Origin of the sequence: Actinophytocola xanthii (genome assembly GCF_001921205.1) — a bacterium.
In the GTDB taxonomy this organism is placed as follows: domain Bacteria; phylum Actinomycetota; class Actinomycetes; order Mycobacteriales; family Pseudonocardiaceae; genus Actinophytocola; species Actinophytocola xanthii.
The window spans coordinates 50,245-66,148 of the sequence record NZ_MSIE01000049.1 but is presented as its reverse complement, the minus strand read 5'-3'; the positions used below and the strand labels follow the sequence as shown (position 1 = coordinate 66,148).

Genomic DNA, 15,904 nt, shown 5'->3' with positions numbered 1-15,904 from the left:
CCATGCCGCCCTGGTGGCCGGTTGTCTCTTGACGAAGACGCATCCGGTGGCGGTATGGTGTGCCTGAGTGACCGGTCGTGCACGATGGGTAGGACTCATCCGTCCTGGGCCCGTCGAGCGACCTGCCTGGAGACAGACAAGGCGCGAGATTCACGGGAAGCTGTTCCGGAACCAAGGCCCGGAATAGCTTTTATCCCCTGCGCTGGGAGCGCTCCAAAAAGACCCGCAGAAAAGCCCTTGGCATGTTTGAACGTCTCTTGTTTGCGATCACTTGGTGGCGATGACCTGGGCCTATAGCGTTTGGTTTCCCCTGGCTGGAGGCCTTGTTCGAAACCAATAGAACGTGTTAACGTTCACATTGGCGATGCTGCCGACGGAGACGATGAGGTTTCTTTCATGTGCGATGAAACGCGTAGGCGCGTTCGGTGGTCGGCCAGGATCCGCGGTCGTCATTCCCGGGTACGACGGCTCGTCGCCGCCGCACTCGTCGTGGCAACCTCGGCAGGGCTGGTCGCGCTCTCCGCCGAGCCGCACCCACCCGCGGCGCAGGCAGCCCCGGGGAGCCCGGCCGTGACACCGCCGCTGGGCTGGAACAGCTGGAACAGCTTCGGCTGCGGCGTGACCGAGACCGCGGTGCGTCAGGCCGCCGACGCGATGGTCAGTTCGGGAATGCGGGACGCGGGCTACCAGTACGTCGTGGTCGACGACTGCTGGTTCGACCCCCAGCGCGACGGGCAGGGCAACCTGAGGGCGCATCCGACCAAGTTCCCCAGCGGAATGAAGGCGCTGGGCGACTACATCCATGCCCGTGGGCTGAAGTTCGGGATCTACCAGGTGCCGACCGAACGAACCTGCGCGCAACGGGTCGGCACGCATCCCGGTTCGACGGGCAGCCTGGGGCACGAGGTGCAGGACGCCAACACCTTCGCGTCGTGGGGCGTGGACTACCTCAAGTACGACTGGTGCTCGCCGGAGAGCACCCGGGACGAGCAGGTGGCCCGGTTCACGCTGATGCGCGACGCCCTCCGCGCCACCGGCCGGCCGATCGTGTACAGCATCAACCCCAACAGCTTCCACGCCATCACCGGTGACAAGTACAACTGGGGTGAGGTCGCCGACCTGTGGCGGACCACAGAGGACCTGCTCGACATCTGGCAGAACGGCAACGTCAACAGCTACCCGATGGGTGTGGGCAACGTCGTCGACGTCAACGCCCCCCTCGCCGCCCAGGCCGGGCCGAGGCACTGGAACGACCCCGACATGCTCGTGGTCGGCCGGCCGGGACTGACCCTGACCGAGTCGCGAGCACACTTCGCGCTGTGGGCGCTGATGGCCGCACCGCTCATGGCCGGCAACGACATCCGCACGATGTCGGCCGACGTGAGCGCGATCCTGCGCAACCCACGCCTGCTCGCGGTCAACCAGGACCCGCTCGGTGCGGGTGGTCGCCGGGTACGGGACGACGGAAACGTCGAGGTGTTCGCCAAGCCGCTCGCCGACGGGTCGGTCGCGGTCGGCCTGTTCAACCGTGGGAGCGCCGCCGCCACGGTCAGCACCACGACAGCGCAGGTCGGCCTCTCCGGCGGGTCGTTCACGCTCACCGACCTGTGGACCGGCGGCACGTCGACCACCTCCGGGCAGATCAGTGCGAGCGTGCCGGCGCACGGCGTGGCGGCGTACCGGGTCGCCGGCGGCTCGCCACTCGCCGCGACGACGTCCCGACTGCGCGGGGCGGGCTCGAACCGGTGCCTGGACGTGGACAACGCCTCGACCGCCACCGGCACGGCGGCCCTGATCTGGGACTGCCACACCGCCGCGAACCAGTCCTGGACGACCTGGGCGAACGGCGAGATCCGGGTCTTCGGCGACAAGTGCCTCGACGCCTACGACCAGGGCACCGCCAACGGCACCCGTGTGATCATCTGGACCTGCAACGGACAGGCGAACCAGCGCTGGACGCTGGAGACCGACGGATCCATCCGAAACGTCCACTCCGGGCTCTGCCTCGACGTCAACCAGGCAGGCACCGCGAACGGCACCACCGCGATCCTGTGGACCTGCAACGGCCAGCCCAACCAGCGGTGGTCGCGTGCATGAGGACTCCGGCTGCCGCCCCGCGTAGGGGTGGGGCGGCAGCCCTGCCGGTAACAGCCCTGATCTTCAACGACGAAAGAGGGTTGCTATGACGACCAGAACAATCGCGCGGCACAGGGGCATCAAGTCCGTCGTCGCCGCCATTACGACAGCGGGCCTCGCCGCGGCCGGGCTCGTACTGTCCGCGACGCCCGCGAGCGCGGCGGACACGCTCGGCGCGTCCGCCGCGCAGACCGGCCGGTACTTCGGGGCGGCGGTCGTCCCGAATCTCCTGAACGACGCGTCCTACTCGGGCACGCTGAGCCGCGAGTTCAACAGCGTCGTGGCGGAGAACGCGATGAAGTGGGACGCCACCGAGCCCAACCGGAACCAATTCAGCTACGGCGGCGGTGACCAGATCGTCAACTACGCCCGCGCTCGCGGCATGACCGTCCGAGGACACACCCTGCTCTGGCACGCGCAGCAGCCCCCGTGGGCGCAGGGCCTTTCCGGCAGCGACCTGCGTTCCGCGGCGATCAACCATGTCACCCAGGTCGCCACCCACTACCGCGGTCAGATCCACTCGTGGGACGTGGTGAACGAGGCGTTCGCCGACGGCAACAGCGGCGGTCGCCGCGACTCGAACCTACAGCGCACCGGCAACGACTGGATCGAGGCCGCGTTCCGCGCCGCCCGCGCCGCCGACCCGAACGCCAAGCTCTGCTACAACGACTACAACACCGACGGCATCAACGCGAAGAGCACCGGCATCTACAACATGGTGCGCGACTTCAAGAACCGCGGCGTGCCGATCGACTGCGTCGGCATCCAGAGCCACCTCAGCGCGAACTCCAACCTCAGCACCTACCAGGCCAACCTGCAGCGCTTCGCCGACCTCGGCGTCGACCTGCAGATCACCGAGCTCGATGTCGGCGGCTCCGGCTCCGGCCAGGCCAACGTCTACCGGCAGGTCACGCAGGCCTGCATGGCCGTCGCCCGCTGCACCGGCATCACCACGTGGGGCATCACCGACCGGTACACGTGGCGACCCAACGACACCCCGCTGCTGTTCGACTCCAACTACCAGAAGAAGCAGGCCTACCAGGCGGTCCTGGACGCGCTGAACAGCGGTGGGGGAGACCCTGGCACAGGCACGCCGGTGCGTGCGACCGCGGCGAACCGGTGCCTGGACGTCCCGAACCAGACCACGGCGACGGGGACCAGGTTGCAGATCTGGGACTGCAACGGCCAGGGAAACCAGCGGTGGACCTACTCCTCGGCCCAGGAGCTGAGCGTCTACTCGGGAGACTCGAGGCGCTGCCTCGACGCGTCGGAGGCCGGCACCGCCAACGGCACCGCCGTCATCATCTGGACCTGCCACGGCGGCGCCAACCAGAAGTGGAACCGAAACGGCGACGGCACCATCACCAACGTCCAGTCCGGACTGTGCCTCGAGGTCACCGGCAGCGCCACCGCCAACGGTTCCCAGGTGCAGCTGTGGAGCTGCGGCGGCGGCGCCAACCAGCGCTGGGCAGCCCAGTGATCCGGGTTCTCGTGGACGGAGGCGCCCGATGCCGGACCTGACGCGGCGGCAGGCGATGCGCCTCGGGGCGGTCGGCGCGGGCGCCGTGTTCGCGGGTGCCGGGTGGACGGCGACCGCCCGCGCGGGCTCGGCCCCGCCAGCGGACGTGCGGGCGGCGGGTGACCAGGCACTGTGGTACGACGAGGCGGCCGGCTCCGACTGGCTGCGTGCGCTGCCGGTCGGCAACGGCCGCCTCGGTGCCATGGTGTTCGGCAACACCGACACCGAACGACTACAGCTCAACGAGGACACGGTGTGGGCCGGCGGTCCGCACAACTACGACAACCCCCGAGGCGCGGGCGCAATCGCCCAGATCCGGCAGCTGGTGTTCGCCAACCAGTGGGGGCAGGCGCAGACCCTGATCGACCAGACCATGCTGGGCAACCCGGCTGCCCAGCTCCCGTACCAGCCCGTCGGCGACCTCCGGCTCACCCTGCCTGCGGTGAGCGGGGTGTCCGAGTACGAGCGCTGGCTCGACCTCACCACGGCGACATCGGGCACGACCTATGTCGCGAACGGTGTGCGGTACCGACGCGAGGTGTTCGCGAGCGCGCCGGACCAGGTGATCGTCATGCGACTGACCGCGGCGACAGCCGGATCGATCTCGTTCTCGGCCGCGTTCGCCAGCCCGCAGCGGGCGACCGTCTCGAGCCCGGACAGCGCGACGATCGCACTGGACGGCATCTCCGGCGACGCGCGCGGCATCGCCGGGTCGGTGCGGTTCCTCGCGCTGGCCAGGGCTGTCGCCGAGGGCGGCAGCACCAGTAGCTCTGGCGGCACGCTGCGGGTGTCGAACGCCAACAGCGTGACGCTGCTGGTGTCGATCGGCACCAGCTACGTCAACCACCAGACCGTGAACGGCGACTACCAGGGCATCGCCAGGAGACATTTGGGCGCGGCGCCGGGGTACGACGCCCTCCGCGCCCGGCACGTGGCCGATTACCAGGGCCTGTTCAACCGGGTGACGATCGATCTCGGGCGCACCTCGGCGGCCGACCAGCCGACCGATGTCCGGATCGCCCGGCACGGGTCGGTCGAGGACCCGCAGTTCTCGGCGCTGTTGTTCCAGTACGGCCGGTATCTGCTGATCTCCTCGTCTCGGCCGGGTACCCAGCCGGCGAACCTGCAGGGCATCTGGAACGACCAGCTGGCCCCGCCGTGGGACTCGAAGTACACGATCAACGCCAACCTGCCGATGAACTACTGGCCCGCCGACACGACCAACCTCGGCGAGTGCCTGGAGCCGGTGTTCCGCATGGTCGGCGAGCTCGCGGTCACCGGAGCCCGCACCGCTCGGGTGCAGTACGGCGCGTCTGGCTGGGTCACCCACCACAACACCGACGCGTGGCGGGGCACCTCGGTTGTCGACGGCGCGTTCTGGGGCATGTGGCAGACCGGCGGCGCCTGGCTCGCGTCGCTGATCTGGGACCACTACCGGTTCACCGGCGACACCGAGTTCCTGCGCGCGAACTACGCTGCGATGAAGGGTGCCGCCCAGTTTTTCCTCGGCACGCTGGTGACCGAGCCGACCCTGGGGTCGCTGGTCACCAACCCGTCGAACTCGCCGGAGCTGGCCCACCACTCGGGGGTCAGCGTCTGCGCCGGTCCGACGATGGACATGCAGATCCTGAGGGACCTGTTCGACGGGTGCGCGAGCGCGAGCGAGGTGCTGGGTGTGGACTCCGCCTTCCGGGACCAGGTTCGGTCCGCCCGGCAGCGGTTGGCCCCGATGAAGGTCGGCTCGCGGGGCAACGTCCAGGAGTGGCTGTACGACTGGGTGGAGACCGAGCCGAACCACCGGCACGTCTCGCACCTGTACGGTCTGCACCCGAGCAACCAGATCACCCGACGCGGCACACCGCAGCTGTTCGAGGCCGCACGCAGGACCCTGGAGCTGCGGGGTGACGCGGGCACCGGCTGGTCCCTCGCCTGGAAGATCAACTTCTGGGCGCGGATGGAGGAGGGTGCCCGGGCGCACAAGCTGGTCCGCGACCTCGTCACCACCGAACGGCTCGCGCCCAACATGTTCGACCTGCATCCACCGTTCCAGATCGACGGCAACTTCGGCGCCACCTCGGGCATCGCGGAGATGCTGCTGCACAGCCACAACGGCGAGCTGCACGTGCTGCCCGCGCTGCCGCCGGCATGGCCGACCGGGAACGTCACCGGCCTGCGGGGCCGCGGGGGCCACACCGTGGGCGCGACGTGGTCGGGCGGCCGGATCACCGAGCTGACCGTCACGCCCGACCGTGCGGGCACCGTCCGGGTTCGCAGCCGCATGTTCACCGGCACCTACCAACTCGTCGACCAGACGACCGGCACCGCGGTCACACCGACGAAGCCGGAGAGCGACCTGGTGGAGTTCACCGTCCAGGCCGGCCACACCTACCGGGCGACCGGGCAGGAGGCCGGGTCGGCGGTGGAGACCGGGGTGTACTACCGGCTGGTCGTCCAGCACAGCGGAAAGCTCGCCGACATCAGCGGGGCGTCCACCGCGGCCGGTGCGCTCCTGCACCAGTGGTCGGCCACCGGCGGAGCCAACCAGCAGTTCGACTTCCTCGACTCCGGCGGTGGCTTCTACCGGGTCCGCGCGCGGCACAGCGGCCTCGTGCTGCAGGTGGCGGGCACCGGCACCGGTGCCGACATCACCCAGCAGCCCGACACCGGCGCCACGAGCCAGCAGTGGCGGGTGGCTGACCATGGCGGCGGCGCGGTCAGCCTCGTCAACCGACACAGCGGCATGGCCATGGACGTGTGGTCGGCGGCCACCACCGACGGAGCACGCATCTCCCAGTGGACGGTCACCGGCGCCGCCAACCAACGCTTCCAGCTGCAACGCGCATAGGACAACCCGACGCGGAGAACGACGAGGTTCGAACAGCAGAGGAGTTGTGATGGTCAAGCGAGGATATCTTCTCGGAGCGGTAGCGGCGCTGCTCCTCTCGATCGGCGGCGGTGCCGTGGCGGCACAGGCGGCGCCGGAGCAGGACGTCGGAGCGACGGCCGCCTCCGCCGGCTGCGGGTCGGCCCCCGGGTTGACCAGCGGCAGCCACACGATCCAGAGCGGCGGGCAGAACCGCACCTACATCCTGCGGCTCCCGGCGAACTACGACCAGAACCGTCAGTACCGGCTGTTCTTCGGGTTCCACTGGCTCAACGGCACCGCCAACGACGTCGACTCGGGTGGGTCCGACGGGTACAACTGGTCCTACTACGGGCTGCGGCGGCTCGCGGACAGCGCGAACAACGGAACGATCTTCGTCGCGCCGCAGGGCATCAGCAACGGCTGGGCCAACTCCGGTGGCCGGGACGTGACGTTCGTCGACGACATGCTCCGGCAGCTGCAGGCCGCGCTGTGCGTCGACACCACCCAGATCTTCGCCGGCGGTTTCAGCTACGGCGGTGGAATGAGCTACGCCCTCGCGTGTGCCAGGGCGAACGTCTTCCGGGCGGTGGTGGTCTACTCGGGTGCGCAGCTGAGCGGGTGTTCCGGCGGAACCCAGCCGATCGCGTACATGGGCATCCACGGCCTCACCGACAACGTGCTCAACATCTCGATGGGCCGAAGCCTGCGGGACACGTTCGTCCGCAACAACGGCTGCACGCCGCAGAACCCGCCGGAGCCGGCGCAGGGCAGCCGTAGCCACATCGTCACCACCTACTCGGGCTGCCGGGCCGGGTACCCGGTCGTGTGGGCGGCGTTCGACGGCGGGCACACCCCGGCCCCGATCGACGGCGGCGGTGAGGGCTGGCGGACGTGGACCTCGGGCGAGGCATGGCGGTTCATCACCCAGTTCCAGGGCAGCGACCCCGATCCGGACCCCGAGCCGCAGCCAGGGGCCTGCCGGGTCACCAACACGGTCAACGCCTGGACCGGCGGCCTCACCGCGGAACTCACGATCAGCAACACCGGCACCGCCGCGGCGAACGGCTGGACGCTGGCCTTCACCCTCCCGGCCGGCCAGGCGATCACGTCCGGCTGGAACGCGACCTACTCACCCACGTCCGGGCAGGTGACGGCGAGGAACGTGGCGCACAACGCGAGCATCGCACCTGGCGCCACGGTCAGTATCGGCTTCCAGGCCAGCCATACCGGCAACACCGGCAAGCCGACCTCGTTCACCCTGAACGGCGCGTCCTGCGCGGTCGGCTGACACTCATCCCTGAACGGCGCCGGACGCCGGCACGAGGAGGAGTTGGCGTCCGGCGACCGATGAGTCAGACTCATCCCGGCGATCTCGCGCTCCGGTAGTATCTCCGCGCATGGCGGAGGTCGAGTCGCGCTCCTCGTACCGACCCGGGTACGAGGTCGTCGCGGAGCGAATTCTCCAGTTCATCGCGGAGTTGGAGCTGCGGCCGGGGGACCGGATGCCCACCGAGAAGGAGCTGGCGACCCGGCTGGAAACCAGTCGTGGCATGGTCCGCGAAGCGGTGAAGATCCTCTCGGCGATCGGGCGGGTCCGGGTGCACAAGGGCCGCGGCCTGTACGTCGCCGACGACGACGGGATGCTGGGTTCCAGACGCTGGGGCGGATTCTTCCTGCCGACCGACCTCGATCACGTGTACATGCTGTTCGAGTTCCGTCGCATCCAGGAGACCGCCGCCAGCAGACTGGCCGCGACCAACGCGACCCCGGCGGAGCTGCGCGCGATCGAGACGGCGGTCGAGCTCTGTCGGCAGGGGCACGTCACCGGGGAGGCGGCGTTGTTCGACCGCGGCGACGACGACTTCCACCTGGCCGTCGCCGTCGCGTCCCACAACCAGTTCCTGGTCGCCTCGGTGCGGGAGGCGCGCCGCCTGCAACGCCAGTCCAGCACGATCGGCCTGTGCGGCACGGTCGGCGGGCACGCGGCGGAGGCGGTCGAGGAACACGCCGCCATCTACCGGGCGATCCGTGACGGCAAACCGGATGCGGCCGCCGCGGCCGCGGCCGTGCACCTGGACAACACCCTCGAGGACTACCGTCGCGAGATACAGCGCCGCCTTTTCGGGTAGGGCACGACGTTAGCGTTAACATTCTCGCTTCCCGCTGTTGACTCGGCCGTTCGTTCGGTGCTTTCATGGAAACATCGGACTTATGTTCCGACAACGCGGTGGGTTGGATCACGAGCGCTGTCAGGTGACCTCATCGACCTGCTGTTTGCGTTAACACCCGTCATCGCCGATCGGGGAGCGCTGTCGACATGATTCTCACGCGAGGCAGGTCCGGTCGGCTGACCGGCACGGTGACACTGCTGGTCGCCGCGCTGGTGAGCGCCGTCGCGATGGTCCTCAACCCGACACCGAGCGCGGCTGCGACAGTGGACACGAGCGCGTGGTACGTGCTGGTGAACCGCAACAGCGGCAAGGCTCTGGACGTCTACAACTCGGCCACGAACGACGGTGCGCGCATCACGCAGTGGGCCCGCAACGACGGCGCGAACCAGCAGTGGCAGTTCCTCGATGCCGGAGGAGGTTACTACCGGCTGAAGTCTCGCCACTCCGGCAAGGTCCTCGACGTCCACAACTTCTCCACGGCCGACGGCGGGGCGATCGTGCAGTGGGCCGACGGGAACGGGACCAACCAGCAGTTCACGCTTGCCGACTCCGACGGCGGCTACGTCCGACTGGTCAACCGCAACAGCGGCAAGGCCGTCGAGGTGCAGAACGCATCCACTTCGGACGGCGCGAACGTCGTGCAGTACGCCGACTGGGGTGGTGCGAACCAGCAGTGGCAGCTCGTCCGGGTGGACGGCGGCCAGCAACCCGCCGACCAGTTCACGAACCCCGTCGTGTGGCAGGACTTCGCGGACGTGGAGGTGATCCGGGTCGGCGAGGTGTACTACATGACGGCGTCGACGATGCACTACTCGCCGGGCGCGCCGATCCTGCGGTCCTACGACCTGGTCAACTGGGAGTTCGCCGGCCACGCGGTGCCCTCGCTCGAGTTCGGCACGAAGTACGACCTGACGAACGGTCAGCGCGCCTACGTCAAGGGCATCTGGGCGTCGACGTTGGCCTACCGGCCGAGCAACCAAACCTACTACTGGGCCGGCTGCATCGAGTTCAACGACACGTTCATCTACACGTCCTCCAGCGTGGAGGGCCCGTGGAACCGGCACACACAGATCGACAACTGCTACTACGACGCGGGCATGCTGATCGACGACAACGACACCATGTACGTCGCCTACGGCAACACCACGATCAGCGTGGCCCAGCTGTCCGCGGACGGCCGTACCCAGGTCCGCGCGCAGCAGGTCTTCCAGACCCCGTCGAACATCGGGACGCTGGAGGGTGCCCGGTTCTACAAACGCGGCGGAAGCTACTACATCTGGCTGACCCGCCCGGCCAACGGCCAGTACGTGCTGAAGTCCGACAACGGCCCGTTCGGCCCGTACACCGTGCGCCAGGTCCTGCTCGACCTCCCCGGTCCGATCAGCGGCGGCGGCGTGCCACACCAGGGCGGGCTCGTCCAGCTGCCCAACGGTTCCTGGTACTACATGGCGTTCGTCGACGCCTACCCCGGCGGCCGAGTGCCCGCGCTCGCACCGATCACCTGGACCTCCGACGGTTGGCCGGTGCTGCAGACCGTCAACGGCAGGTGGGGCGTGAACTACCCGGCGCCACTGCCGCTCCGGCCCGTGAAACCGCTCATCGGCACCGACACCTTCGCCGGCACGGCGCTGGGCCCGCAGTGGGAGTGGAACCACGATCCCGACACCAGCCGGTACCAGGTGAACAACGGCCTGACCCTGCGGACGGCCACGGTCACCAGCGACCTGTACGCCGCCCGCAACACCCTCACCCACCGCATCCAGGGTCCCACCTCGACGGCGACGATCGAACTGGACCACGGCGCGATGCGTGACGGGGACCGAGCCGGGCTCGCGATGCTCCGCCAGTCCTCCGCCTGGATCGGCGTCAAGCGCGACAACGGCACCACCCGGGTCGCCATGACGAACGGTCTTGCCATGGACGGCAGCTGGAACACCACGAACACCGGCACCGAGGTGGCGAGCGCGCCGATCACGGGCAGCAGGATCTGGCTCCGGGTCAATGCCGACATCCGCCCCGGCGCCGGCAGACAGGCCCGCTTCTCCTACAGCACCGACGGAACCGTCTTCACGCCACTGGGCAACGCGCTGACACTGAACAACACCTGGCAGTTCTTCATGGGCTACCGCTACGGGATCTTCAACTACGCCACGCAGTCTCTCGGCGGCGCGGTGACCGTCGGCCGCTTCGACCTCACCACGCCCTAGGTGTACTCGTTGGCTTGATCATGGGTGAGGCCTCCGGCGCGGTGGTGACTGACTTCGCAATCACCACCGCACCGGAGGCCTCGATGGGACACGCTGACGCTCGTTTGACCGTGCATGGACGCCTGGCCCAGGGCATCCCGCGCATTCACCGCGTACTGACCGACAACGCCAAGAACTACACGGTCGCCCGCGACTTCGCCGCCGCGGTCACCGCCCTGGGCGCTCACCACAAGACCCTGGCTACCGGGAGTCGAAGCGCAGCATGTTCCAGGACAGAGCTGGCAGCACGGCCGTGATCGTGCCTTCGGTGGCCTTCACGTCGGCGAGCCGGGTCGGAGTGACCCGATCGGGCTGGGCCGCGGTGTTCGTCGCATCGGGGTCGTCGTCGAACAGTGCCGTGTGCTCGCCCGTCGTGAGGTTGGGCAGCGATCGTAGGTCGATGTCGAGTGCCACCGGCTCGTGCTGGTCGCGGTTGACCGCGAACACCGTGACCGTGCCGGTCTCCTCGTCGTGGACGGCCGTCGCGTCGACGACGGGAACCTCGCCCATCCACGAGGTCTCGTAGGTGGGACCGGTGGGTTCGACCCGCAGGACCGATCCGCGCCCGTGACGGGAGGTGAGCGCGTACGGGTGGAAGGTGGTCTGCCGCCACGCCGGGCCGTCCGGTTCGGAGCGGATCGGCGCGATGACGTTGACGAGCTGGGCGAGGCAGGCGATCTTCACCCGGTCGGCGTGGCGCAGCAGGGAGATCAGCAGGCTGCCGACCACGACCGCGTCGACCACCGAGTACTGGTCCTCGATGAGGCGTGGGCGCTCGGACCAGTCCAGGTTCTCCTCGCCCGCGAACTTGCCCAGATACCACACGTTCCACTCGTCGAAGGCCAGGTTGACACGTTTCCTGTGCTGTCCCGCGCCGCGTACGTGGTCGCAGGTGGCGATCACCGACTCGATGAAGCGGTCCATGTTGACCCCGCTGGCGAGGAAGCTGCCGCGGTCGTCGCCACGCTGCTCGTAGTAGCCGTGCAGGGAGACGTAGTCGACCAGGTCGTAGGTCTCGCGGAGTACGGTGGCCTCCCAGTCGCCGAAGGTCGGCATTCGCTGGTGCGAGCTGCCGCACGCGACCAGCTCGATCGACGGGTCGACCCTGCGCATGGCCCGCGCCGTCTCGGCCGCGAGCCGTGCGTACTCCGCCGCGGTCTTGTGACCGAGCTGCCACGGCCCGTCCATCTCGTTGCCCAGGCACCACAGCGCTATCCCGTGCGGCTCGGACGTTCCGTTGCGGCGGCGCAGGTCCGACCAGTACGAGCCGCCCGGGTGGTTGGCGTACTCGACGAGGTTGCGTGCCGCGTCGATGCCGCGGGTGCCGAGGTTGACCGCCATCATCGGCTCGCTACCCATCCGGCGGGCCCACTTCGTGAACTCGTCCACGCCCACCTGGTTGGTCTCGTACGACCGCCAGGCCAGGTCCAGCGTCCTCGGCCGGCTCTCCCGGGGGCCGATACCGTCCTCCCAGTTGTAGCCGGACACGAAGTTGCCCCCCGGGTACCGCAGGATCGGTGGGGCGAGTTCCCTGACCAGCTCGGCGACGTCACCGCGGAACCCCTCGTCGTCCGCGGTGGCGTGGCCCGGTTCAAAAATTCCGGTGTAGACGCACCGACCCATGTGCTCCACGAAGGAACCGAACAGGCGCGGATCCACCTCCGCGATGCGGAACGCCGGATCGATGGTCAGTGCGGCGTGCTGCATGGACTATCCCTTCAGACCGGTGCCGGCGATTCCTTCGACGATGCGGCGTTGGAACAGCAGGAACACCAGCACCAGTGGGAGCGCGCCGAGAATGGCCGAGGCCATCGTGTCGGCGTACCGGATCCCGTACGTCCCCTGAACGGTCGCCAGACCGGCCGGGATCGTCATGACCTCCGGGTTGCTCAGCGCGAGAAGCGGCCACAGCAGGTCGTTCCACGTCCACACGAAGCTGAAGATCGCCACCGCCGACAGGGCCGGGCGAGCGAGGGGCAGCACGACCTGCCGGTAGATGTGGAAGAAGCCGGCTCCGTCGATGCGCGCCGCCTCGTCGAGGTCCTTCGGGATCCCGTCGAAGAACTGCTTGAACACGACCACCGCGATCGCGATGGGGATCGACGGCAGGATCACCGCCCAGTACGTGTTCAACAGGTTGACGCTGTCCAGCTCCTGGAACTGCGGCACGATCAGGACCTGCCGGGGGATCATGATGCCCAGCAGGATGAACCAGAACGCCAGCCAGCGGTACCGGAACCGCATGCGGGACAGCGCGTAGGCGGCCAGGCTGGCGGTGATCACCGTCCCGGCCGCCGACAGCGTCGAGATGATGAAGCTCGCGGCGTACCAGTCGAGGATGTCGCCCTCGGCGAGCAACGTCCGGAACGACGCGAGAGTCGGGTTCTCGATGAGCCAGGTGGGGTTGATGGTCTCGCCGTTGGGCTTGAGAGCGGTGTCGAGGGCCCAGGCCAGCGGAACGAGCCACAGGAGGGCGAACGCGATGAGCACCGCGGTGCAGCACCGGTTGAACAGGCGTGTTCGACGGTCGGCGGTGTCGGCGTAGCGCTGTGCCTGTGCGGCGGTCAGCGGCTGGACGTCGTCGCTGTGCGCGAGGATTGCCATGTCTACAGCTCCGGTTCCTGGCGGCGGGTCATGACGAGCCAGATGGTCGACACCGCGAGCACGACGACGAAGAACAAGGTGGACGCGGCCGCGGCGGCGCCACTGCGGAGGTCGGTGAACCCGACGTCGAACACGTACTGCAGGACCGAGCGGGTCGCGAAGTTCGGACCGCCCTGGGTCATGATGTACATCTGGTCGAACACCTTCAGCGAGGCGATGACCTGCAGCACCACCACCAGCGAGGTGGTGCGGGCGAGCAGCGGCACCGTGATCAGGCGGATCTGTTGCCAGGGTCCCGCACCGTCGATGGCCGAGGCCTCGTACAGCTCACGCGGGATCTCCTGCAGACCCGCGAGGTACAGCACGAAGTTGAACCCGAGTGTCCACCACACGGTCGTGATAGCCAGTGAGACCATCGCGAAGTCCGGGTTGCCGAGCCAGTCGGGTTCGGCGAACCCCAGCGACGTCACCGCTCGGCTGAGCAGACCGAGTTCCGGGGTGTACATCCAGATCCAGATGAGCGCGACCACCGCCGACGGCAGAACGTAGGGTAAGAAGAACGCCAGTCGGAAGAACCACCGCGCCCGGCGCGCTCGCTCGGCGAGCAGCGCGAACACCAGGCCGAGCGCGACGAGCGGCGGCGTGGTGAGGATCGTGAACCAGATGGTGTGCCACAGCGACGACCAGAAGTCGTTGCTCGACAGCGCCTCGGCGTAGTTGTCCAAGCCGGCGAACTCGCCGAGGCCCGGAGCGACCATGCTGGTGTTGAACAAGCTCATCACCAGGCCGTAGATGGCCGGTCCGACGATGAACAGCAGGTACAGCGCGAGGAACGGCGCGAGGAACAGCAGCGCGGGCCGACCGTGTCCGGTCAGGCGGTTCTCGCGCCTCGGCTTTTTCGGCGTCCGAGCGTGCCGGCCCCCGCGGGGTTCGGGCCGCGCGGGGGCGACTGTCCCGGCTCGGCCGGTGATGTCGGTGCTGGCCACGGCCAACCTCCTCGTTTGTCGCTCACACCGGTGACGCGGTGGCAGCCAGAACGGCCAGCTTGGAACGGAGTTGCGCGATCGCTTCCTCGGGCGACAGGTCGCCGGCCTCGACGGCGCCGACCGCGGAGCCCATGACGGTCTCGAAGTTCGACCCCGAGCCGGAATACCAGCCGGGCGGGTCGTAGACGGCGGCGGTGGCGGCCGCCGCGTACTGGGACTGCGGGGTGAGCTTCTGGTACGCATCGCTGGTGGCGACCGGCTGCCACGTCGGCACATGGCCGCCCTGCGCCCAGGTGAGGCTCTGGTCGAGCATGGACCGGACGAAACCGATCGAGCGGTCGAGTGCGGCCGGGTCCGGCTCCGGCCGTACCGGCAGCACGAGAGTGTGCGAGTCGGCCTGTACCACGTACGGTCCGCCGAAGACGTTGGGCACCAGCGTCATGCTGAACGGCATCTTCGCGTCCTGGAACGTCGAGATCTCCCATTCGCCGTTGAGGTGGAACCCGGCCGCGCCGCTGGCGAACAGCGCGATCGCGCCCTGGTAGTCCACGCTGCCCGGCATCAGTCGCTTCTCGACGGTGAGCATCCGCAGGTAGTCGAGTACCTGCTTCGCCTTGGTGTCGTCGAGTACGACCCGTGCGCCGTCGTCGGCCAGCACCTCGCCGCCCAGTTGGGCGTACAGGGTCTGGAACAGCCGCCACGGCGCCGAGGAAGGGGAGGTGATGCCGTGGGTGGCACCGTACCGGCCGGTGACCTGCTTGACCCTGCTCAGGGCGTTCTCGAACGCGTCCGGACCCTCGATCGGTGCGAGGTTGCCCTCGGCGTCGAGTAGACCGGCCTGCTCGCAGATCTTCGTGTTGTAGAACAGCACGAACGGATGGGTGTCGATCGGGATCGCATAGCACTTCCCGTCGACCAGGCCGGCCTCCCACGCCTTCCGGTTGAACTTCTCGGCGGTGATGCCGTGTCGTTCCAGGTCCTCGGGGCGCAGCTCCTGCAGCAGGTTTCCCAGGACCAGGGTCTTCATCCGGGTCAGGTGCGATGCCGCGACGTCGGGCGGCCGGCCGCCGACGGTGGACAGTGCCAACTTCGTGTAGTACGGGTTGCCCCACATGAAGGTGGCGGTCCGCAGCTCGATGTCCGGGTTCGCCTTGCGGTACCCGTCCTCCATCTCACGCATGCGGATGCCGTCGCCACCACCGAAGAGGTTCCAGTACGTCACGGTGCCGGAGGCGGGAGGTGTGGCGAGCAGACCGGCGCCGATCGAGGAGCAACCGCTGATGGCCATGGCGCCGGCCCCCAGCACGGTGGCGCGGAGCAGGTCGCGCCGGGTGAGCGCGGATCGGGGAACGGGAGGGCTGTTCATTGTCACCGTC

10 protein-coding genes are annotated in these 15,904 nt (G+C 68.5%); 6 read left to right on the top strand and 4 right to left on the bottom strand.

The features are described 5' to 3' along the window. Positions 1-396 precede the first annotated feature (396 nt). The 6 genes from BU204_RS25505 (at position 397) to BU204_RS25480 (ending at position 10,899) form a co-directional block, all read left to right on the top strand. Complete coding sequence (locus BU204_RS25505; protein WP_083661625.1) at positions 397-2,097, top strand: glycoside hydrolase family 27 protein; 1,701 nt, start codon at positions 397-399, stop codon at positions 2,095-2,097. An 85-nt stretch (positions 2,098-2,182) separates the two neighbouring features. After that, positions 2,183-3,616, top strand: coding sequence for an endo-1,4-beta-xylanase (locus BU204_RS25500; protein WP_075128283.1), 1,434 nt, complete (start codon positions 2,183-2,185; stop codon positions 3,614-3,616). Between the two features lie 28 nt (positions 3,617-3,644). Further along, entirely contained in the window at positions 3,645-6,500 is a 2,856-nt protein-coding gene (locus BU204_RS25495; RefSeq protein WP_075128282.1) for a glycosyl hydrolase family 95 catalytic domain-containing protein, read from the top strand. A 49-nt stretch (positions 6,501-6,549) separates the two neighbouring features. Continuing rightward, the gene (locus tag BU204_RS25490; protein WP_075128281.1) at positions 6,550-7,809 is read left to right on the top strand and encodes a cellulose binding domain-containing protein; all 1,260 of its coding nucleotides are present in this window, start codon (positions 6,550-6,552) and stop codon (positions 7,807-7,809) included. Between the two features lie 109 nt (positions 7,810-7,918). Further along, positions 7,919-8,650 (top strand): FadR/GntR family transcriptional regulator, encoded by a 732-nt coding sequence (locus BU204_RS25485; protein WP_075128280.1) that lies wholly within the window; start codon positions 7,919-7,921, stop codon positions 8,648-8,650. Between the two features lie 188 nt (positions 8,651-8,838). Then, positions 8,839-10,899, top strand: coding sequence for an RICIN domain-containing protein (locus tag BU204_RS25480; RefSeq protein WP_075128279.1), 2,061 nt, complete (start codon positions 8,839-8,841; stop codon positions 10,897-10,899). 240 nt (positions 10,900-11,139) lie between these two features. Here BU204_RS25480 and arfA read toward each other — a convergent pair whose 3' ends face one another. The 4 genes from arfA to BU204_RS25460 are packed head-to-tail and all read right to left on the bottom strand — an operon-like array spanning position 11,140 to position 15,894. Further along, complete coding sequence (gene arfA, locus BU204_RS25475) at positions 11,140-12,645, bottom strand: arabinosylfuranosidase ArfA (protein WP_075128278.1); 1,506 nt, start codon at positions 12,643-12,645, stop codon at positions 11,140-11,142. Positions 12,646-12,648: 3 nt separating this feature from the next. Beyond that, complete coding sequence (locus tag BU204_RS25470) at positions 12,649-13,542, bottom strand: carbohydrate ABC transporter permease (protein WP_075128277.1); 894 nt, start codon at positions 13,540-13,542, stop codon at positions 12,649-12,651. Positions 13,543-13,544: 2 nt separating this feature from the next. Next, positions 13,545-14,528: a carbohydrate ABC transporter permease gene (locus tag BU204_RS25465; protein WP_198942999.1), complete on the bottom strand. Its 984-nt coding sequence runs from the start codon at positions 14,526-14,528 to the stop codon at positions 13,545-13,547. Positions 14,529-14,550: 22 nt separating this feature from the next. Continuing rightward, on the bottom strand, positions 14,551-15,894 hold the full coding sequence (locus tag BU204_RS25460; protein ID WP_075128275.1) for an extracellular solute-binding protein: 1,344 nt from the start codon (positions 15,892-15,894) through the stop codon (positions 14,551-14,553). Between the last annotated feature and the right edge of the window lie 10 nt (positions 15,895-15,904).

What these genes read in the sequence shown, in the direction of transcription:
- BU204_RS25480 (WP_075128279.1), top strand. Translation starts at nt 8,839, where the DNA reads ATGATTCTCACGCGAGGCAGGTCCGGTCGGCTGACCGGCACGGTGACA.
- BU204_RS25505 (WP_083661625.1), top strand. Translation starts at nt 397, where the DNA reads ATGTGCGATGAAACGCGTAGGCGCGTTCGGTGGTCGGCCAGGATCCGC.
- BU204_RS25500 (WP_075128283.1), top strand. Translation starts at nt 2,183, where the DNA reads ATGACGACCAGAACAATCGCGCGGCACAGGGGCATCAAGTCCGTCGTC.
- BU204_RS25460 (WP_075128275.1), bottom strand. Translation starts at nt 15,894, where the DNA reads ATGAACAGCCCTCCCGTTCCCCGATCCGCGCTCACCCGGCGCGACCTG.
- BU204_RS25490 (WP_075128281.1), top strand. Translation starts at nt 6,550, where the DNA reads ATGGTCAAGCGAGGATATCTTCTCGGAGCGGTAGCGGCGCTGCTCCTC.
- BU204_RS25470 (WP_075128277.1), bottom strand. Translation starts at nt 13,542, where the DNA reads ATGGCAATCCTCGCGCACAGCGACGACGTCCAGCCGCTGACCGCCGCA.
- arfA (WP_075128278.1), bottom strand. Translation starts at nt 12,645, where the DNA reads ATGCAGCACGCCGCACTGACCATCGATCCGGCGTTCCGCATCGCGGAG.
- BU204_RS25495 (WP_075128282.1), top strand. Translation starts at nt 3,645, where the DNA reads ATGCCGGACCTGACGCGGCGGCAGGCGATGCGCCTCGGGGCGGTCGGC.
- BU204_RS25485 (WP_075128280.1), top strand. Translation starts at nt 7,919, where the DNA reads ATGGCGGAGGTCGAGTCGCGCTCCTCGTACCGACCCGGGTACGAGGTC.